Raw genomic sequence first — 19,157 nt, 5'->3', positions numbered from 1 at the left:
GAGGATTTGCCAGCCGGGGCAAATCATCGTGGAAGGGGAGGGCGAGATCGAGGTGGGCGATGACGGCGGCCAGGACATATTTCGGAGCACTGATCGGTCTGGTCGTGGCGGGCGGCCTGCTGGGCGCGACGGCGGCGGGGGCCGCGCCCGCGCCTTCGGCCGAGACCAAGGCCGCCGCGCGCTTCGACGCGATCGTCCAGGACCGCGCCCGGCTGCGGGTGTTCCTCAAGGCCATGCCTAAGGGCGGCGATCTGCACAACCACCTGTGGGGCGCGCCCTATGCCGAGGATTTCCTCGCCTGGGCCGCCGCCGACGGCCAATGCGTCACGACGGGTTTGAAGCCCGAGATCGTCGCGGGACCGTGCGATGGCGCGGGCAAGGTTTCGGCCAAGGATCTGGGGAGTAGCGATCCGGGCCTCTACAACCGCACCATCGACGCCCTGTCTGTGCGCAACTACGCGCCCGGCGCGGACGGCGCCGCCGCCTCGGGCCATGACCAGTTCTTCTCGACCTTCGGCCGGTTCGCGACCTCGGCGCTCGGCAACATGGGTCCGATGATCGCGGTGACCCGCGAATACGCGGCCGGCGACCATGTCGGCTATGTCGAAAGCTCCGCCAATCCCAACGCCATGCGCGCCTTCGCCGTCGCCGGACAGGACGGCTGGGATGGTGATTTCGATCACGGCCTGACGCGTCTGTCTCCGGGCCTGCCGGCAATGGTCGCCGAGGTTCGGCGCGAGATGGACGCGGCTCTCGCCGAGGCCGATCGACGCCAGGGATGCGCGCCGGGGACTTCCGCCAAGCCTGGCCCGTGCCAGGTGGTTCTCGGCTTCCAGTCGTTCGTGGAGCGGGCCCAGCCGCCGGGCTTTGTGTTCGCCCAGATGTTGGCGGCCTTCGCTTTGGTCGACGCCGATCCGCGCTTCGTCGGAGTCAATATCGTCAATCCCGAGGACGATCCGACATCCCTGGCCGACTACGCGCTGCACATGCGGATGTTCAAGTTCCTGGCCGCCCGCTATCCGAAGGTCCCGCTGGCGCTGCACGCCGGTGAGCTGACCCTGGGCCTGGCGCCGCCGCGCGACCTGAGTTTCCATATCCGCGAGGCGGTCGAGGTGGCCGGGGCCAGGCGCATCGGCCATGGCGTCGACATCGCCTACGAGGACGGCGCCCAGGCGCTGCTGGCCCGCATGGCGCGCGATCGCGTGGCCGTCGAGATCAACCTGACCAGCAACGACGTCATCCTGGGCGTGAAGGGCGCCGATCATCCGATCGCGCTCTATCGCAGGGCCGGCGTGCCGGTGGTGCTGTCGACCGACGACGAGGGCGTCTCGCGCATCGACATGACCAACGAGTATCTGCGCGCCGCAACCGAGCATGGCCTAGGCTATCTCGACCTGAAGGCCATGGCGCGCGATAGCCTGGAATACGCCTTCCTGCCCGGGGCCAGCCTGTGGGTCTCGACGCGTGTCAAAATTCCCGCCTGCGCCGCGACCGGGCCGGCGTGCAGGGCGTTCCTGGCCAAGAACTCGAAGGCTGCGGCGCAGTGGAAGCTGGAACAGGACTTCGAGGCTTTCGAGCGGTCGCTGGACCGGCCCTAGATCGCCTGAGGCTAGACGCCGGTTTCGAAATAGGCCGTCTGGCTGCCCTCGGCGTGGGCGACGATCGAGACGTCCAGCGATTGGCCGTCATCCAGCACCAGCCGCGCCTGACCTTGCCGGAAGGCCAGCCGCATCGTCTCGGCGTCTCCCGTCACTCCGCCCTTGGCCAAGCGCTGGCCGCGAGACTCGTTGAAGCGGATTTCGAAGGACACGGGATGCTGCTCGCGGGCGACGGTCAGGGCGCCGATGCCGGTGCGCGCGGGTTTGGGAGGCTTTACCATCATGCCTCAACGCCTTGGGCGGAGCATGGCTGCGCACAAAGCTGTGGATCAACGCGCAAAAGGGGGAGGGTGCGGCCCGGCGTCAGTCGGGGGGGCGTTTGGCCGGGCCGCTTGGCGTCCCCAGGGCCTGAAGCTCTGTCCGGACAGGGTAATAAGACTTTCGCGTTGAACCCGTTCCAAGCCTTGCCGCAATTTTCCGAACGGTCGTGCGGAGATCGAAAGTCACCCCGGCCAGCGCGGCGTAAGGATTCGCGGCTAACACACGATTTGGCCTGAACGAACGGTCGGCTTGTCCGCGCTCCGCGCTGTTCAATGGACCGGCAGGGCTTCGCGTGGACTGACCCAAAGACGTGCTTCGCGGCATCTGACGCCAAGGCGGCGAGCCCTCGGACTTCTGCGTTTGACGTCGTCCTCGGGCGGCGGCAATGATCCTCGCGCGCCGGCTCTCGGGGACTCGGCGGGGACCAAGCATTTCAGATTTTGTCCTGCGCGGATCGCAGGTTGGGGGCGAGCCATGCACAGACGCGACTTCCTGTCCCTTGGCTCGGCGGGCGTGGGCGGGCTGCTGATGCCCTCGCTGTTCGCTGGCCGGGCCATCGCCGCCGAAGACCTGCTCTCGACGCTCGATATCCGCGTGAAGAAGACCCTGGCCGATGCGGCGATGAACGCCGCGACGGCGGCGGGGGCGACCTATTGCGACGTCCGCGTCGGCCGCTATCTGCGACAGTTCGTGATCACTCGCGAGACCCACGTCGAGAACATCGTCAACACCGAGTCGCTGGGCGTCGGGGTGCGGGTTATCGCCAACGGCGCCTGGGGCTTCGCGGCCACGAACGCGATGACGACGGACGACGTGGCAAAGGCCGCGCGGCAGGCCGTGGCGATCGCGACGGCCAACGCCAAGGCGCTGACGGCCCCCGTCCAACTGGCGCCGACCAAGGGCGTCGGCGAAGTCGCCTGGCGCACGCCGATCGTCAAGAACGCCATGGCGGTGCCGATCAAGGAAAAGGCCGACCTGCTGCTGGACGTCAACGCCTCCGCCATCAAGGCCGGCGCGGACTTCATCCAGTCGATGCTGTTTCTCGTCAACGAGCAGAAGTACTTCGCCAGCACCGACGGCTCGTACATCGACCAGGACGTCCATCGCATCTGGGCGCCGCTGGACGTCACGGCGGTCGACAAGACCACCGGCAAGTTCCGCAATCGCGAGGGTCTGTCAGCCCCGATGGGGCTGGGCTTCGAGTACCTTGACGGCGCGGCCTCGGGCAAGTTCGCCCTGCCCAATGGCGTCGTCACCTACGGCAAGTCCTACGACATGAAGGAAGACGCCATCGCGGCCGCGCAACAGGCGCGCGCCAAGCTGAAGGCGCCGTCGGTCAAGCCGGGCAAGTACGACCTGGTGCTGGATCCCTCGCATACCTGGCTGACCATCCACGAGTCGGTCGGCCACCCCCTCGAACTGGACCGGGTGCTGGGCTACGAGGCCAATTTCGCGGGCACCAGCTTCGCAACGATGGACAAGCTGAAGGGTCACTTCCAGTACGGCAGCGACAAGGTCAACATCGTCGCCGACAAGCTGCAGCCTGGCAGCCTCGGCGCCGTCGCCTATGACGACGAGGGCGTGAAGACCAAGAAGTGGGACCTGATCCGCGACGGCAAGCTGGTCGGCTACCAGGCGATCCGTGACCAGGCCCATATCGAGGGCAAGGCGGAGTCGGACGGCTGCTGCTACGCCGACAGCTGGTCAAGCGTACAGTTCCAGCGCATGGCCAACGTCTCGCTGGAGCCTGGCAAGGACAAGAAGAGCGTCGCGGACATGATCGGCGAGGTCGAGGACGGCATCTACATCGTCGGCGACGGTTCGTTCTCGATCGACCAGCAGCGCTACAACGCCCAGTTCGGCGGCCAGCTGTTTTACGAGATCAAGAACGGCAAGATCACTCATCAGATCGAGGACGTGGCCTACCAGATCCGGACGCCGGAGTTCTGGAACGCCTGCGCCGGGGTCTGCGACGAGAGCGACTACCGCCTGGGCGGGTCCTTCTTCGACGGCAAGGGCCAGCCCAGCCAGATTTCATCCGTGTCGCATGGGTCCAGCACCGCGCGCTTCAACGGCATCAACGTCATCAACACCGCCCGTTCGCTCGGCTGACCGCGACCAAGGAGACTGACAGATGAGCATTCTTCCGGAGGCGGAAGCCAAGGCGATCCTGACCAAGGTCGTGAGCCTGTCCACGGCGGACGAGTGTATCGCCCAACTGGACGGATCGACCCTGGGCAATATCCGCTTCGCCCTCAACAACGTCTCGACCAGCGGCGTGATCAGCAACACCGTGCTGGCCGTGCAGGTCGCTTTCGGCAAGCGGGTCGGCCAGGCCACGATCAACCAGTTCGACGAGGCCTCGCTCAAGCGCGTGGTGCAGCGGGCCGAGGAGCTGGCCAAGCTGGCTCCCGAGAACCCCGAGTTCATGCCGGCGGTCGGCCCTCAGACCTACGCCGCCACGCCGACGTTCAGCGCCGCGACCGCCGCCATCACCCCGGACTATCGGGCCAAGGTGGCGACGGACTCGATCACTCCCTGCAAGGCCGCCAACCTGATCGCGGCCGGCTATCTGGAGGACGTGACCGGATTCACGGCCTTCCTCAACAGCAAGGGCGCCTACGGCTACCAGACCTCGACCAGCGCCGACTTCACCTGCACCGTCCGCACCGCCGACGGGCGCGGATCCGGCTGGGTCGGGCACAACGTCCAGGACACCACCAGCTTCCAGGCGGGCGACGACGTGCGCGTGGCCATGCGCAAGGCTAGCGCCTCGGCCGAGGCTAAGGCGCTCGAGCCCGGCAAGTACACGGTCATCCTGGAGCCGGCGGCGGCGGCCGGCCTGATCGGCTTCATGATGAACTTCTTCGATGCGCGCTCGGCCGACGAAGGACGCAGCTTCCTGTCCAAGGCCGGCGGCGGCAACAAGACCGGCGAGCAGGTCTATGGTCCGCAGGTCAACCTGTTCACCGACCCGGCCTATCCCGGCGGCGCGGTCTATCCCTGGGATGGCGACGGACTGCCGCGCTCGAAGATGCCGATCGTCGAGAACGGCAAGGTCATGAACCTGAACTACTCCCGCTATTGGGCGCAGAAGCAGGGCAAGGCCGCCAAGGCCGGACCGGGCAATCTGATCATGCTGGGCGGCGACAAGTCGACCGCGGACCTGATCCGCACCACCGAGCGCGGCATCCTAGTCACGCGCACCTGGTACATCCGCATGGTCGACCCGCAAACGGTGCTGCTGACGGGCCTGACCCGCGACGGCACGTTCTACATCGAGAACGGCCAGATCAAGTATCCGATCAAGAACTTCCGGTTCAACGAGTCGCCGGTGATCATGCTCAACAACGTCGAGGAGTTGGGCAAGCCGGTGCGGGTCAAGAGCGACGAGTCTGACACCGTCATGGTGCTGCCGCCGATGAAGCTGCGCGACTTCACCTTCACCTCGCTGTCGGACGCGGTTTGATGGCGGCAGTCCGACCGGACGCCAGACGGAAGGCATGAACCGGGCGCAGTTCCTGCGGCTCGGGGCAGGGGGGCTGGCCAGTTTAGTTCTGGCCGGCTCGCCGCGCGCCAGGGCCGCGGCCGGCGGCTACGACTTCTGGTTCACGCGGCTGCGCTACGACTCGGGCGACTGGGACGTGGACCAGCGCATGCCGTCCAACCTGATCACCTCGCTGATCGACTACACGACCCTGCGCGTCGATCCGACCGAGCGGGTGATCGCCCTGTCGGATCCGCGCATGCTGACCGCGCCGTTCTGCTATCTGGCTGGGCATAAGCTGGTCGAGTTCTCGGCGGCCGAGCGGCGCAATTTCGAACGCTATGTCCGAAACGGCGGTTTCGTTCTGGTGGACGACTGCAACCACGATATCGACGGCCTGTTCGCCCGGTCTTTCGAAGCGCAGATGCGGGCGATCTTCGGGCCGACGGCGCTGAAGACCCTGCCCAAGACCCATCCGATCTATCGCAGCTTCTTCAAGTTCGACGACGGGCCGCCGAACACCGGGCTGGAGCTCAATGGCTGGGGGGACGACCTGGTGCACGACTACTTGAAGGGCATCGAGATCAATGGTCGCCTGGGCGTGCTCTACAGCAACAAGGATTACGGGTGCGAGTGGGATTACGACTGGCGAAACAAGCGCTTCCTGGCCGTCGATAACACCCGGTTCGGGGTCAATATCGTGATGTACGCCCTGTCTTCCTGACCCAGCCCGCCCGCCGAATTCGCTTTTGTACCCCTCCCGGGACCCGCCATGACCGACACCGTTTCCGAAGCCGACATCCAGGCGCAGCTCTCGCGCCTCGGCGATCTTCGCGCCGCCATCGCCCAGGCCATCGTCGGCCAGGAGGACGTGGTCGAGCAGCTGTTGATCGGCCTGCTGGCGGGCGGCCACTGCCTGCTGGAAGGCGTGCCGGGCTTGGGCAAGACGCTGCTGGTGCGCTCGCTGGGCGAGGCGCTGAAGCTGGAGTTCCGCCGCGTGCAGTTCACGCCCGACCTGATGCCCAGCGACATCCTGGGCACCGAACTCTTGGAAGAGGACCACGGCACCGGCCATCGCAGCTTCCGCTTCCAGCCCGGCCCGGTCTTCACCAACCTGCTGCTGGCCGACGAGCTGAACCGCACGCCGCCCAAGACCCAGGCGGCCCTGCTGGAGGCCATGCAGGAACGGACCGTCAGCTATGGCGGGGTGACCCACAAGCTGCCGTCGCCCTTCTTCGTCCTGGCCACCCAGAACCCGCTGGAACAGGCCGGCACCTATCCGCTGCCGGAAGCCCAGCTGGACCGCTTCCTGCTGCACATCCGCGTCGACTATCCCAGCGAGCGCGAGGAGCGGGACATCCTGGCCCAGACCACGGGCAGCAAGACCGGCGCCGTGCCCGCCGTGATGAAGGGCGAAGAGGTCCTGGCGCTGCAGGCCCGCGTCCGCGAAGTGCATTTCAGCGAGACCCTGCTGACCTGGGTCACGCGGATCGTGCGCGCCAGCCGGCCGGGCGACGGCGCGCCGGACGAGGTCCGCAAGTACGTCAAATGGGGCGCGGGTCCTCGCGCGGGGCAGTCGCTGATCCTGGCCGCCAAGGCGCGGGCTCTGTTGCAGCGACGGCTGGCGGCGACCCGCGAGGACATCGTGGCCCTGGCCGGCCCGGTGATGCGTCATCGGCTGCTGCTGTCGTTCGCCGCCGAGGCCGAGGGGCGCAGCGCCGACGACGTGGTGGCCGCGCTGGTCCGCGCCGTGCCGATGCCCGCCTGACGAGGCGGTCTGGCCGATGATCGACTTCATTCCCCTCGATGTGCGGAGCCGGCTGAAAGGCCTGCGTCTCGTCGCGCGTCGAGCCGTGGGGTCGCATGGCATCGGTTCGCACCAGAGCCACAGTCGGGGCGCGGGCCTGGAGTTCGCGCAGTACCGCGCCTATGAGCGCGGCGACGAACTGCGCCAGATCGACTGGAAGCTCTATGCCCGGTCGGACAAGTTCTTCGTCCGCGAGGCCGAACGGGAGAGCCCGGTGGCGGTCTGGATCCTGATAGACGCCAGCGCCTCCATGGGCCAGGCCGATCCCGACCGTCCAGACTTCACGCGGCTGGAGGCGGCCAAGGGCCTGACCCAGTGCGTCGCCGAACTGGCGATGCGGCAGGGCGACCGGTTCGGCTGGATGGCGTTGAGCGACCAGGGCCTGAAGCTGCTGCCCCCGGCGACGGGCCTTCGCCAGCGCGACCGTCTGCTGCTGGACCTCTTCTCGCTCAAGGCCGGCGGCGTCTTCGCGCGCACCGACCAGCTGGGTCCGGTCTGGGAGCGGATCGGGGCGCATGATCTGGTCGTGGTGCTCAGCGACTGTTTCGAGCCCGGCGTCGTCGACCTGATGGAGAAGCTGGCGGCGGCCGGCCGCGAGGTGCTGGCCGTCGAGATGCTGACAGTGGGCGAGCGCGACTTTCCCTTCCGCGACGGCTACCGCTTCCGCGATCCTGAGACGGGCGAGGAACTGCTGGGCGACGGACCGGCCTTGCGCGCCGAGTTCCTGCGCCGGTTCGCCGAGGCCCGGGCCATCCTGCACGCCCGACTGGCCGGGGTGGGTATTCGCCGGGCCGACTATGTCCTGGACCAGCCTCTGGACCTGCCGCTTCGGCGGCTGTTCGGCGACCATGATGCGGCGGAATACGCGTGACCCCCGGCCTGCTGCTGCCCGGCGCGTTGGTCGCGCTGATGGCCCTGGTTGTTCCGTTGGTCCTCCACATCGCCCGGCGCAGCGCGCTCCAGCCGCTGGACTTCGCCGCCTTGCGCTGGTTGCGGCAGAAGCCGCGTCCCCGGTCGCGGCTGCGGTTCGACGAATGGCCGCTGTTGCTGGCGCGCCTGCTGATGCTGGCGCTGGTCGCCCTGTGGCTGGCGCGGCCGGTGCTGCTGGGCGGGGGCGACAAGACCCCCTATGTCGCCGTCATCCCGGGCGCGGACGTCGCCGACGCGCGGCGGGCGGCGGAGCTGGGCGCCGACGTCCACTGGCTGGCGCCGGACTTTCCGGACTTGAAGCAGGCCAGACCCGAGGGCGGCGCGCCCGTGGCCAGCCTGATCCGGCAGCTCGACGCCAGCCTTCCAGCGGCCACGCCCCTGACCATCGTCGCGCCGCGGGTTCTCGAGGGCGCGGATGGTGAGCGGCCCCGGCTGTCGCGCAAGATCGACTGGCGTGTCACGCCGGGGATCGCGCCCGCCCGCCCGGCGACGCCTGTCGTCTTTCCGGCCCTGTCGATCCGCCATGACACGGCCCACGCTTCCGAAGTGCGCTACCTGCGTGCGGCCGCCGCGTCCTGGCAGCCGCCCGGGCGCGACGCCGATGTCGAGATCGGCGGGCTCGACGCGGCCTTGCCAGGTTCGGCGCGCAAGCTGGTCTGGCTTGGTTCCGGACCGCTTCCAGCCGCGCTCACCCGCTGGATCGAGAGCGGCGGCGTGGCCATCGTCGCCGCAGAGGCCGCCGTTCCGAAGGGCGGAGCCGTCGTGTGGCGGGACGATCTGGGCCGGCCCCTGGTCGAGGCCGGGCCGATGGGGGCCGGACGGTTTATGCGGTTCACGCGGCGGCTCGCGCCCGCCGAGACGCCCGAACTGCTCCAGGCGGATTTCCCGGACCGCTTGCGGGCGGTTTTCGAGCCTTCGAAATCCGAGCCCGCCCGCGTCGCCGCGGTCGACTACGCGCCCCTGACGGGCGGTCGCCATTACGAGCAGACGCCCAGAGACCTCCGCGACTGGCTGGCGGTAGCGGTCGGGCTTCTGCTGCTGGTCGAGCGCTGGCTGGCGACCCGCCGCAGCCGGTCGGTGACGCCATGAACGCCGAGGTCCTGCTCTCGACCTGGACCGGTCCCGCGCGGCGCCGAGGCCTGCTGAACGATCTGCTGCTGGCGGCTCCGGTCGTTCTGGCGTTGTCGGCCGTCGCCTGGCGTTTCGCGGGAGCCGTCGTCGCGCTCGCGGTTCTGGCCATTGGGGCGGTGGTTGCGCTGATCATGGCGTGGCGGCGCGGGGCGCGCTTCGACCGGCATTGGCTGACCCACCGCCTCGACGGCGCGCGGCTGGACATGGAGGACAGCGCCGAGCTGCTGTTCGCCGATCCGCAAGCCCTCGGCGGTCTCCAGCGGCTGCAGCGATCGCGCCTGCTCGAACGCCTGGGGCGCGGCTCTCCGGCGACCCTGGCCGGGGACTGGTCATGGCGGCCGATCGAGGCCCTGTGGCTCGTCGCCTTGGTCGTGGCGGCGGGCGCGCTGTTGTGGCCAAGGGGCGCTCAGGGCCCAGTCGTCCTGTCGCCCACCGCGGAAGGCGCGTCGACGCCGCCCGGCCTGCCGCGCCTCACGGCTCAGAACCTGCGCATCGTTCCGCCCGCCTATACCGGCCTGCCGACGCGGGACGAGGCCAGGCTGGACGCTCGCGCGCCACAGGGGTCGCGCCTGGAATGGACCCTGAAGTTCGATCCCCAGGCAAACGCGCCGACGATGGTCATGCTGGGCGGCGCGCCGCTGCCGCTGCGGCGCTCGGGCGACCGGTGGGTGGCTGGCCGGACCTTGGACGCCTCGTTCCTGTACCGCGTCGATCCCGCGCCGGGCCGAGCCGGGACCCCGCCGCTACATCGGATCGACGCCATCGCCGACGCGCCGCCCCAGGTGAAGGCCCTGGCCCCGATCGAGAGCCTGACTCTGGTCGGCGTCGGGCAGCGCGGCTGGTCGCCGGTCTTCGCCGTCACCGACGACTATGGCGTCGCGGCGTCGGCGCGGCTGCGCGTCACCCTGGCGATCGGCGAGGGCGAGAACGTCACCTTCAGCGAGCGGGAGATCACGGTCGCCGGGGCCGGGCCGCCCCGCGATCGCCGGTTCTCGCCCCGCCTGGACTTCGCCGCCCTGGGCTTTGGGCCGGGAAGCGACATGGTCGTGCAGCTGGTTGTCAGCGACAATCGCGCCCCGGGACCGCAGCAGGTGCGCGGGCCCAGCCTGATCCTGCGCTGGCCGTCCAGCGCCAAGCCCGAAAGCGCGGGCCTGCAAGGCATGGTCAACACCACCTTGCCCGCCTATTTCCGCAGCCAGCGCCAGATCATCATCGACGCCGAGGGCCTGCTGGCCCGCAAGCGACGCCTGAACGCAGACCGCTATCTGGCCGAGTCCGTCGTTATCGGCGGCGACCAGCAGATCCTGCGCGGCCGCTACAGCCAGTTCCTGGGCGGCGAAGAGGAAGGCGAGCCGGAAGCGCCGACCGGCGACGGGGCGGGCAAGACGCACACCTACGGCGATGGTCACGACCATGGCGGCGCGCCCAAGACCACCAGCGCCGGCTTCGGCGCGCCGGAGGACGTGCTCGCCGAATTCGGACACCCGCATGACGACTCGCCGGCGTCCAGCCTCGATCCTCAAACCCGCGCGGTCCTGAAGCAGGCGGTCGACGAGATGTGGCTGTCCGAGCGCGAGTTGAAACAGGGACGGCCGGACCTCGCCCTGCCGCACGCCAACAACGCCCTGCGGTTCATCAAGCAGGTGCAGCAGGCCACGCGGATCTTCCTGTCCCGGGTGGGGCCGGAACTGCCGCCGATCGATCCCAAGCGCCGCATGACGGGCAAGCGCGAAGGCCTGGCCAGCCGTATCCTGCCGACAACGTCGGTCGCGGGCGTCGACGGTCCCGCCGCTGCTGCGTGGCGCGCGCTGGGGCAGGGGGCGGACGCCATCCGAGGGCCGATCGCGCTGGATGATCTTGACCGCTGGGCCAGCGCCAACGCCTCGCTGCTGCCTGATCCTCTGGCGCTGTCGGCCGGGCTGGACGCGGTGCGCCGCGATCCCGAATGCGACGCCTGCCGTCAGAGGCTGCGCGCCCTGCTGTGGACGGCCATGCAACGGCCGCCCGCCAACTTGGCCCCGCGACGCCCGGCCGACGCCGCCGGCGCCCGCTATCTGCGCGCCATTGGAGGCGGCCAATGACCGCGAAGGCGATCCTGGCCGCGATCCTCGTCCTCGCCATCGTCGGCGGGTGGGCGCGGCTCGTCCTGTGGCGACGCGCCGCCGAGGCCGATCCGCCGCCGAGGCCCTGGCGGTTGATCGTGTTGCTGGCGCTTCAACCGGTCTGCGCGGTCTTGCTGTTCCTGGGTCTCTTCCCACCCAGCCTGCCGGTGCAGGGTGGCGTCCTGGTGATCGCGACCGCCAACACGCCCCGAGGCCTGGCCGCGACGGCGCGGGCGCGACTGGTCGCTATGCCCGAGGCGTCGGGCCTGGCAGGCGTCGAGCGAGCTCCCGACCTTGGGACCGCGTTGCGGCGCTATCCCGACACCCGGCGGATCAAGGTGACGGGCGACGGGCTGACCGCGCGCGATCGGGACGCGGCGCGCGGCCTCGCCGTGGATTTCGACGCTTCTCCGGTTCGGCCTGGCCTGGTGTCGCTGCAGCCCCCCGCGCGTATCGCGCCGGGCATGCGGTTCGAGGCGGGCGGGCAGGTCGCCGGCTGGCCGGACGCTGTCGTCGAGCTGGTCGACCCCGCTGGCCGCGTCACCGACAGCCGCAAGGTCGACGCCGAGGGGCGTTTCGTGCTGTCGGGAACCGCGCGGGCGGCGGGTATCGTCACGTTCGTCGTCCGGGTGCGCGACGGACGAGGGCGGGTGGCGGAGCAAGCCGATCTGCCGGTGTGGATCGAGGCCGCCGCCGCGCCACGCATCCTGATCCTGGCGGGCGCGCCGGGGCCGGAGGTGAAATACCTTCGTCGCTGGGCGAGTGACGCAGGCTTCGCGGTCACGACCCAGATGAGCGCCGGAGGCGGGGTCCAGTTGGGCGATCCGCCGATCGCCCTGACGGCCGCGACGCTTCGCCAGTTCGACGCGGCGGTCATCGACGATCGCAGTTGGGTCGCGCTGGGCGGTTCGCGCGAGGTCGTGCTCGGCGCGGTCCGTGGCGGTCTTGGACTGGTGTTGCGCGCAAGCGGTCCGCTGGACGGAGCTGGACGCGCCCAATGGCGGGCTCTGGGCTTCCAGCCGACGGGCGGCGACGCGCTGGCCCCGATCGCCCTGTCGGCCGCGACGGACGCGGCCATTGCGCGGACCCGGACGGGCGTCGGGTCATTGGACACGCCCGCCGACCTGGAGATCGGCGACGAGGCGCCGCCGGAGCTCAATCGCCTGGCGCTGGTGCCGGGGGGCGCCGAAGCCGTTCCCTTGATCCGCGATGCCGGCGGCGCCGTTCTGTCGGCCTGGCGCGCGGCGGGCCTTGGGCGGATCGCGGTGTTCACGGGCGTCGACAGCTATGGCCTGATGCTGACGGGGCGACGCGGTCTCTACGGCGACTGGTGGAGCGGCATGCTGTCGACCGTGACGCGACCCGCGGCGGGACCGGCCGCGGCCTTCTCCGCGCCGGCCTGGGCGAGCGAGCGCATCGCCCTGTGCGGCCTGTCCGGCGAAGCCCGGGTCGAGGCGCCCGACGGCGCGCTGACCATCCTGACCGCCGATCCCGCTGCCGGCGGTTGCGCGGGTTTCTGGTCGCGCGCCTCCGGGTGGCATCTGCTGCGTCGGGCCGGAACGGAGGCCGCCTGGCCCTTCTTCGTCCAGCCCGCTGGACAGTTGACGGGTGTTCGCGCTGCCCGCGATCGTGAGGCTACGATGATGTTGCGCGACACGACCGCCGATCGCTCGGATGTCGGCGGCGCCACGAGCCGTCAGCCGGGCGCGTCCTGGCCGTGGCTGTTGGCGTGGCTGACCTTCAGCGCCTTGCTGTGGTGGCTGGAGCGCTCAGGCCTCGGGCGGATCAGCCCGAGCCCCGCCGCGTCGGCGGGGCCCTAGCCGCGATCAGCCGAGCGAGCGGCCCGTGTTGATGACGTTGATGCCGTTGAAGCGGCTGGTCGACGAGCCGTGGCTGACGGCAGAGACCTGGCTGGGCTGGCCCTTGCCGTCGAAGAACGAGCCGAACATCCGGTAGTCGCTCTCGTCGCAGATGGCGCTGCAGGCGGCCCAGAATTCGGGGGTGCGCATCTGATAAGCGACATCGGCCAGGGGCCTGGTGATCTTGCCGTCCTTGATCTCGTGGAACAGCTGGCCGCCGAACTGGGCGTTGTAGCGCTGCTGGTCGATCGAGAACGAGCCGCGGCCCAGGATATAGATGCCGTTCTCGACATTGGCGATCAGGTCGGCCGGGCTCAGCTTGGCCTTGCCCGGCTGCAGCGAGACGTTGGGCATGCGCTGGAACTGCACGGTCGACCAGGAGTCGGCGTAGGAGCAGCCGTCGGACGAGGCCTTGCCCAGGATATGGGCCTGGTCGCGCGTGGCCTGGTAGTCGACCAGCACGCCGTCCTGGATCAGCGGCCAGCGCTTGGTGGCGACGCCTTCGTCGTCATAGGCGACCGCTCCCAGGCTGCCGGGCTGGGTCTTGTCGGCGATGAAGTTGACGATGTCGCTGCCGTACTTGTAGTGCGCCTCGCGCTTGTCGAGGGTGGCGAAGCTGGTGCCGGCGAAGTTGGCCTCGTAGCCCAGCACCCGATCCAGCTCCAGCGGGTGACCGACGGACTCGTGGATCGTCAGGCCCAGATGGCTGGGGTCCAGGACTAGGTCGTACTTCCCGGGCTTCACCGAGGCAGCCGTCAGCTTTTCCTTGGCCTGGGCGGCGGCGGCGATGGCGTCCTCGCGCATGTCGTACGACTTGCCGTAGATCACCAGGCCGTTGGGCAGGGCGACCTTGTCGGCGGCCGCGCCGTCCAGATATTCGTAGCCCATCCCCATGGGAGCCGAGAGGCCGTCGCGGGTGCGGAACTTGCCGGTCGTCTTGTCGGTCGCCGTGACCGTGAAGGGCGCCCAGATCCGGTGGATGTCCTGGTCGATATAGGCTCCGTCGGTGCTGGCGAAGTACTTCTGCTCGTTGATCAGGAACATCCGCGAGGCCACGAACTTGGCGCCCGCGTTGAGGGCCGCTCCGTTGACGCCCAGCAGCAGGTCGATCTTTTCCTGCAACGGCACCGCCATGGCGTTGCGCTTGACCGGCGTGCGCCAGCTCTGTTCGCCCACGGCGGGCGTGGGGGCCAGGCGCACGGGGGCCGTCTGGTTCCTGGCGTTGGCCTTGGCGATCGCGGTGGCGAGCCGGGCCGTGTCGGCGATGGCTTCGGGCGACATCGTGTTGGTGGCGGCGAACCCCCAGGCGCCGTCGGCGATCACCCGCACGCCCACGCCGGTCGATTCGGTGTTGACGATGTTCTCGACATTGGCTTCGCGCGTCATGATGAACTGACGCAGATAGCGCCCGACCCGCACGTCGGCGTAGCTGGCTCCGGCGCCCTTGGCGGCGCTCAGCGCCGAGTCGGCCAGCCGCCTTTTCACCGCCATTTCCAGGCCGTCGACCAGCTGTTCGGCGGCGATCACGCGCCCTGCGAAGCCCGGCAGAAGCGCGCCGCCGGCGCCGATCCCGCACGCGGCGAGGAACATACGTCTATCCAAGGGTCTCTCCCGGCCGCCGCCTGTCTTGATGCGGAGGGGATGCTGCTATGGATCGCGACGTTCCGCAAACCCGCAAGCGCGTCGAGGCGGGTTCGTTGCGGCGATGCCCCTGCGCGAACCGGTGCGAGGCCGGCTGGTCATTGGGCGGGCGACGCTCGGCAGCGGTCGGGCTTGTGGTCCTCAGTGAGGAGGCTTCGCGGCGGCCTCGACCGCGCGGAACACCCTTAGGAAGTTGCCGCCCCACAGCTTGGCGATATCGGCCTCGCCGTAGCCGTGGCGGACCAGTTCGGCCGTGACGTTGGCCGCTTCGCCTTCATCGGCCCAGCCGACGACGCCGCCGCCGTGGTTGAAGTCCGAACCGATGCCGACATGGTCGACGCCGATCCGCTTGACCGCATAGTCGATGGAGTCGGCCAGTTCCTTGACTGAGGCGCGGGGCAAGAGGGCGTTGATCTCGTGGGTGTAGTCCAGGCGCTGCGCCGCCGGCAGGGCGTCTGCGCCGTCGGTAGTCTTCTGGAACGCCGCCGGCAGGCCGTACTTCACGCGCACGACCGCCGCCTTGGTCCGGAAGTCTGGACCGGGTTTGATCAGGTAGGCGTTGAAGGCCACGATCTGCACGACCCCGCCCTTGGCGGCGATGGCGTCCAGTTCGGCGTCCGACAGGTTGCGCGGCGCATCGACGACGCCTTTGACGCCCGAGTGGCTGGCGATCACCGGCGCGCGGCTCAGGGCCAGGGTCTGCAGCACGCCGTCCGGCGTCAGCTGCGAAACGTCGATGACGACGCCCAGGTCGTTCAGGCGCGCGACGGCGGCCTTGCCGGTCGGCGAAAGTCCGCCCCATTCGACCTTCGGCTCGCCGCTGGGACGCGAGGAGTCGGCGAAGTCGTTGTTGCCGGCATGGACGAAGCCGAACACCCGCACGCCAGCCTGGTAGTAGGCGTCCAACGGCGCGAGATCGTTTCCGAACGGATAGGCGTTGAGGAAGCCGACCACGATCGCGCGCTTACCTGCCTTGGCCGCCTTCTCGATATCGGCCGGCGAGCGGGCGAGCACCGCGCGTTGCGGATATTTCGCGGGGATCGCCGTTATCGCCGCCAGTTTGGCGTCGGCCAGTTGCCGCGCCTTGGCGACGCCCTCCGGCGTTCGCGGACCTTGCGGGACGAAAACGGCGAGCACGGCCGCGTCGACTTGGCCGCGCTCCATCTTGGGCAGGTCGGCCTGGGTGTCGCCGTCGACGGCGGCGTCGTGGGGGCCGACACCCAGGTCAGTGGGCACGTCGACATGGCTGTCGAGCACCAAGATGCGGTCGTGCAGGGTGCGGGCGGGCGGATCGGCGGCGAGCGCGGTTCCGGCCAGGGTCAAGGCGAGCAGGCTCGCGGTCGCCGCGTAGCGAAGCATGGGCATCTTAAGGTTCCTAGAGATCGTGACCGTGACCCAGCGAGACCAGGATCTCGCGGCGCAGAGACACTAGGGTCGGGTCGTCGCGATGGCGGGGATAGGACAGCGGCACGTCCAGCTCGCGGACGATGCGGGCCGGACGGTCGCTGAAGACGATGATCCGCTGGGCCAGCAGCAGGGCTTCCTCGACATCGTGGGTGACCAGCAGGCTGGTGAACCGCGAGGCCTGCCAGATCTTCAGCAGCTCGGTCTGCAAGGTCATGCGGGTCAGGGAGTCGAGCTTGCCCAGGGGCTCGTCCAGCAGCAGCAGGCGCGGATCGTTGACCAGCACCCGGCCCAGGGCCGCGCGCTGGGCCATGCCGCCCGACAGCTCATGGGGCAGGGCGTCGGCGAAGGCCTCCAGGCCGACCAGCTTCAACACCTCGTCGACCCGATGCGCCTGTTGGCGCGCCACGCCGCGGGTCTCCAGGCCCACGGCGAGGTTCTGGCGGACCGACCGCCACGGGTAGAGCGTCGGGTCCTGGAAGACGAGCAGTCGGCTCGGATCCGGCCCGGTGATCCGCACGCCATCGGCGCCCAGCTTGCCGGCGCGCGGGGCGTCCAGGCCCGAGATCAGCCGCAGCAGGGTCGACTTGCCGCAACCGCTGGGTCCCAGCAAGGCGACGAACTCGCCGGCCTCGACCGAGAAGGTGACGTCGTCCAGCACCTGCAGCGGGCCGGTCTTGGTGTCGAAGGCGTGGCTGACGCCGCGGATTTGCAGGGCGAGGCCCGGCGGCTTGCTGGTCGGGACGATCGGAGCGAGAGCAGTGGCGGTCACCAGCGCACCATGCCTTTCTGCCAGGCCAGCGCCCGGTCACGGACGGCGAACAGCAGGCTGATCAGGCCGGAGAACAGCAGGGCCATGATGATCAGCGCGCCATAGAGGTTGGCGTAAGCCGCCCAGCCTTGGGCCCATTGCAGGTACCAGCCGAGGCCGGCCTTCACGCCCATCATCTCGGCCACGATCAGCACCGCGAAAGAGGCGCCCAGGCCCATGAACAGGCCGACGAAGACGTGGGGCAGCGCGGCGGGGATGGCGACCTTGGTGATCAGGAAGCGCTTGGACGCGCCCAGGGTGCGGGCGATGTCATAGAAGCCGGCGCTGACGCTGCCGATGCCCGAGGCGGTCAGGACGGCCACCGGGAAGGCCGTGGAAAGCGCGATCAGGAAGGTGCTGGCGCTGCGGGTGCCGGGGAAGAAGAAGAAGGCCACCGGCAGCCAGGCGGTCGCGGGCAGCGGCCCGACGAAACGCAGGATCGGATGGGCCCAGTAGCTGATCGCCCGCGACCAGCCGACCGACACGCCGACGCCGAACCCGGCCAGGCCGCCCAGCAGGTAGCCGGGCAGGAGCAGCAGCATCGAGTGGACGATGCTCTCAACCAGTCGCCCGGAGTCATCCGTATAGACCTCGAGGATCGACTGCGGCGGCGGGAAGAACGGCAGGGGCAGCAGGCCGGTCTTGGCGGTCAGCACCTGCCACAGGGTCAGGATCGCGGGCAGGGCGGCGAACCACGGGGCCAGCGGCTTGATGCGGTCCAGGCGGCGCGAGCCCGGGGCGGCGACGGCGAGCACGGCCAGCATCAGGCCGAGGCCGGCCTGGACACTGGCCAGCAGCGAGGTCCGCGCCCAAGGCGTCAGGTCGGGCCAGAGGACCGTCAGGGCCGCTGCGCCGATCCAGACGATCGCCGCGCCGAGGCCGCCGCGCCAGATGGGCGAGGCAGGCGCGCGTCGCGCGGTTTGGGCCGGGGCGACGGCGCCCTGGCCGGCGGGATGGGTGGCTTCGATACCGCTCATGCTGACGCTCCTCTAGGCAAAGACATTGTCGACGATCTGGGCGGCGAACTGGTCGGGGACGAGGCCCGGCTTCATCACCCCGACGTCGCGAAGCTCGCCGGCGTAGAGCGCGACTTCGTGCTGCAGGTCGCGGCCGACCGGATGCTTGTCGTGGGTCTGCATACGCAGCACGGCGACCAGGTCCTCCTCGCTGGCCTTGGCGTAGGGCGCGAAGACCTTGGCGGTCTTGTGCGGGTCGCTGGAGCACAGCGAGGCGGCTTCAACCAACGAGGCGGCCAGGGCCTTGGCGGACTCGCGGTCCTGGCGTAGCAGGTGGCCGCTGGCTCCGAGAACGCAGCAGAAGCGGTCTTGCCAAGGGGCTGACAGGTTGGAGAGCACCTCGACCAGATCGCCTTTCGAACCCTTCTGCAGCAGGTAGAGCAGGGGGTCGGAATCCACGAACGCCTGGATCTCGCCCTTCTGGACCGCGGCGGCCAGCAGCGGCGCCGGATAGGCCCGCCACTGCACGTCCTTGTTGGGATCCAGGCCGTTGGCCTTCAGCAGCACCGCCAGGGCGTTGCGGCCCGAGCCGCTGATCTCCGACAGGCCGATGGTCTTGCCGCGCAGGCTCTCGACATTGTTGGTGATCCCATGCTTGCGCGAGCCGACCACGCGCAGGCAGCCGCCGTGGGTGCCGGCGATCAGCTTGACGTCGAAGCCCTGCTCCAGCGGCTTTATCCAGCGCAGGATCATGCCGACTCCGGCGTCGGCCTTGCCGGTCGAGATCGCCTCCAACAGCTGGTCGGTCGAGCCGGCGAAATTGACCAGCTCCACGTCCAGGCCGTTCTTCTCGTAGATGCCGTACTCCTTGGCCAGCAGGGCGGGCGCCAGACAGATGGCGTTGGCGTTCCAGGCGAGGCGGATCTGGCGTTGACCAGCGGCGTTGCGCGGCAGCTTCGGTGCGGACGAGCCGTAGGCCACCGCGCCGGCCACGCCGGCCGCCACCAGGCCGCCGCCGATCAGCAGGTTGCGGCGGCTCAGCAGGCTGGCCTTCGGCGCGGCGTCCGGTTCGGCGATGTCGTCGATAACGGGAGGCAGTTGGTCGGACAT

Annotated in this window: 15 protein-coding genes; 9 read left to right on the top strand and 6 right to left on the bottom strand. The window is 69.5% G+C overall.

What is annotated here, in order from left to right; genetic code table 11:
- The first annotated feature begins 59 nt into the window (after positions 1–59).
- Complete coding sequence (locus AC1RUS_RS17970; protein WP_492917975.1) at positions 60–1,598, top strand: adenosine deaminase family protein; 1,539 nt, start codon at positions 60–62, stop codon at positions 1,596–1,598.
- Between the two features lie 11 nt (positions 1,599–1,609).
- Here AC1RUS_RS17970 and AC1RUS_RS17965 read toward each other — a convergent pair whose 3' ends face one another.
- Positions 1,610–1,882 (bottom strand): hypothetical protein, encoded by a 273-nt coding sequence (locus tag AC1RUS_RS17965; protein ID WP_492917974.1) that lies wholly within the window; start codon positions 1,880–1,882, stop codon positions 1,610–1,612.
- Positions 1,883–2,393: 511 nt separating this feature from the next.
- Here AC1RUS_RS17965 and AC1RUS_RS17960 point away from each other — a divergent pair.
- Genes AC1RUS_RS17960 through AC1RUS_RS17925 form a run of 8 tightly spaced genes read left to right on the top strand, consistent with a single transcriptional unit; the run spans position 2,394 to position 13,196 of the window.
- Positions 2,394–4,031, top strand: coding sequence for a TldD/PmbA family protein (locus tag AC1RUS_RS17960; RefSeq protein WP_492917973.1), 1,638 nt, complete (start codon positions 2,394–2,396; stop codon positions 4,029–4,031).
- A gap of 22 nt (positions 4,032–4,053) precedes the next feature.
- Complete coding sequence (locus tag AC1RUS_RS17955; RefSeq protein WP_492917972.1) at positions 4,054–5,388, top strand: TldD/PmbA family protein; 1,335 nt, start codon at positions 4,054–4,056, stop codon at positions 5,386–5,388.
- Positions 5,389–5,422: 34 nt separating this feature from the next.
- Positions 5,423–6,130 (top strand): DUF4159 domain-containing protein, encoded by a 708-nt coding sequence (locus tag AC1RUS_RS17950; RefSeq protein WP_492917971.1) that lies wholly within the window; start codon positions 5,423–5,425, stop codon positions 6,128–6,130.
- Between the two features lie 48 nt (positions 6,131–6,178).
- Positions 6,179–7,174 carry an AAA family ATPase gene (locus AC1RUS_RS17945; protein ID WP_492917970.1) on the top strand — a complete coding sequence of 332 codons (996 nt, stop codon included), beginning with the start codon at positions 6,179–6,181 and terminating at the stop codon, positions 7,172–7,174.
- A 16-nt stretch (positions 7,175–7,190) separates the two neighbouring features.
- Positions 7,191–8,084 (top strand): DUF58 domain-containing protein, encoded by an 894-nt coding sequence (locus AC1RUS_RS17940; protein WP_492917969.1) that lies wholly within the window; start codon positions 7,191–7,193, stop codon positions 8,082–8,084.
- Positions 8,081–9,232: a BatA domain-containing protein gene (locus AC1RUS_RS17935; RefSeq protein WP_492917968.1), complete on the top strand. Its 1,152-nt coding sequence runs from the start codon at positions 8,081–8,083 to the stop codon at positions 9,230–9,232. Before AC1RUS_RS17940 ends, AC1RUS_RS17935 begins: the two co-directional genes overlap by 4 nt.
- Positions 9,229–11,355 carry a DUF4175 family protein gene (locus tag AC1RUS_RS17930; RefSeq protein WP_492917967.1) on the top strand — a complete coding sequence of 709 codons (2,127 nt, stop codon included), beginning with the start codon at positions 9,229–9,231 and terminating at the stop codon, positions 11,353–11,355. The genes AC1RUS_RS17935 and AC1RUS_RS17930 overlap by 4 nt, the downstream gene beginning before the upstream one ends.
- A complete protein-coding gene (locus AC1RUS_RS17925) occupies positions 11,352–13,196 on the top strand; it encodes a hypothetical protein (protein ID WP_492917966.1) in 1,845 nt (614 codons plus the stop codon). The genes AC1RUS_RS17930 and AC1RUS_RS17925 overlap by 4 nt, the downstream gene beginning before the upstream one ends.
- A 6-nt stretch (positions 13,197–13,202) precedes the next feature.
- On the opposite strand, the gene AC1RUS_RS17920 is transcribed toward AC1RUS_RS17925, so the two are convergent.
- The 5 genes from AC1RUS_RS17920 to AC1RUS_RS17900 form a co-directional block, all read right to left on the bottom strand.
- Positions 13,203–14,837 carry a TldD/PmbA family protein gene (locus tag AC1RUS_RS17920; RefSeq protein ID WP_492917965.1) on the bottom strand — a complete coding sequence of 545 codons (1,635 nt, stop codon included), beginning with the start codon at positions 14,835–14,837 and terminating at the stop codon, positions 13,203–13,205.
- Between the two features lie 180 nt (positions 14,838–15,017).
- Positions 15,018–16,241: a dipeptidase gene (locus AC1RUS_RS17915; RefSeq protein ID WP_492917964.1), complete on the bottom strand. Its 1,224-nt coding sequence runs from the start codon at positions 16,239–16,241 to the stop codon at positions 15,018–15,020.
- Between the two features lie 10 nt (positions 16,242–16,251).
- Complete coding sequence (locus AC1RUS_RS17910) at positions 16,252–17,052, bottom strand: ABC transporter ATP-binding protein (protein WP_492917963.1); 801 nt, start codon at positions 17,050–17,052, stop codon at positions 16,252–16,254.
- Positions 17,049–18,068, bottom strand: a complete 1,020-nt coding sequence (locus AC1RUS_RS17905) for an ABC transporter permease (protein WP_492917962.1) — start codon at positions 18,066–18,068, stop codon at positions 17,049–17,051. The genes AC1RUS_RS17910 and AC1RUS_RS17905 overlap by 4 nt, the downstream gene beginning before the upstream one ends.
- 12 nt (positions 18,069–18,080) lie before the next feature.
- Complete coding sequence (locus tag AC1RUS_RS17900; RefSeq protein ID WP_492917961.1) at positions 18,081–19,157, bottom strand: ABC transporter substrate-binding protein; 1,077 nt, start codon at positions 19,155–19,157, stop codon at positions 18,081–18,083.

It is taken from the genome of Caulobacter sp. GW821-FHT10F06 (assembly GCF_058809215.1).
Note: the sequence above shows the minus strand (reverse complement) of the source record. Positions and strands in the feature narration are given on the sequence as shown.

What these genes read in the sequence shown, in the direction of transcription:
- AC1RUS_RS17970 (WP_492917975.1), top strand. Translation starts at nt 60, where the DNA reads ATGACGGCGGCCAGGACATATTTCGGAGCACTGATCGGTCTGGTCGTG.
- AC1RUS_RS17965 (WP_492917974.1), bottom strand. Translation starts at nt 1,882, where the DNA reads ATGATGGTAAAGCCTCCCAAACCCGCGCGCACCGGCATCGGCGCCCTG.
- AC1RUS_RS17960 (WP_492917973.1), top strand. Translation starts at nt 2,394, where the DNA reads ATGCACAGACGCGACTTCCTGTCCCTTGGCTCGGCGGGCGTGGGCGGG.
- AC1RUS_RS17955 (WP_492917972.1), top strand. Translation starts at nt 4,054, where the DNA reads ATGAGCATTCTTCCGGAGGCGGAAGCCAAGGCGATCCTGACCAAGGTC.
- AC1RUS_RS17950 (WP_492917971.1), top strand. Translation starts at nt 5,423, where the DNA reads ATGAACCGGGCGCAGTTCCTGCGGCTCGGGGCAGGGGGGCTGGCCAGT.
- AC1RUS_RS17945 (WP_492917970.1), top strand. Translation starts at nt 6,179, where the DNA reads ATGACCGACACCGTTTCCGAAGCCGACATCCAGGCGCAGCTCTCGCGC.
- AC1RUS_RS17940 (WP_492917969.1), top strand. Translation starts at nt 7,191, where the DNA reads ATGATCGACTTCATTCCCCTCGATGTGCGGAGCCGGCTGAAAGGCCTG.
- AC1RUS_RS17930 (WP_492917967.1), top strand. Translation starts at nt 9,229, where the DNA reads ATGAACGCCGAGGTCCTGCTCTCGACCTGGACCGGTCCCGCGCGGCGC.
- AC1RUS_RS17925 (WP_492917966.1), top strand. Translation starts at nt 11,352, where the DNA reads ATGACCGCGAAGGCGATCCTGGCCGCGATCCTCGTCCTCGCCATCGTC.
- AC1RUS_RS17915 (WP_492917964.1), bottom strand. Translation starts at nt 16,241, where the DNA reads ATGCCCATGCTTCGCTACGCGGCGACCGCGAGCCTGCTCGCCTTGACC.
- AC1RUS_RS17905 (WP_492917962.1), bottom strand. Translation starts at nt 18,068, where the DNA reads ATGAGCGGTATCGAAGCCACCCATCCCGCCGGCCAGGGCGCCGTCGCC.
- AC1RUS_RS17900 (WP_492917961.1), bottom strand. Translation starts at nt 19,157, where the DNA reads ATGTCCGACCAACTGCCTCCCGTTATCGACGACATCGCCGAACCGGAC.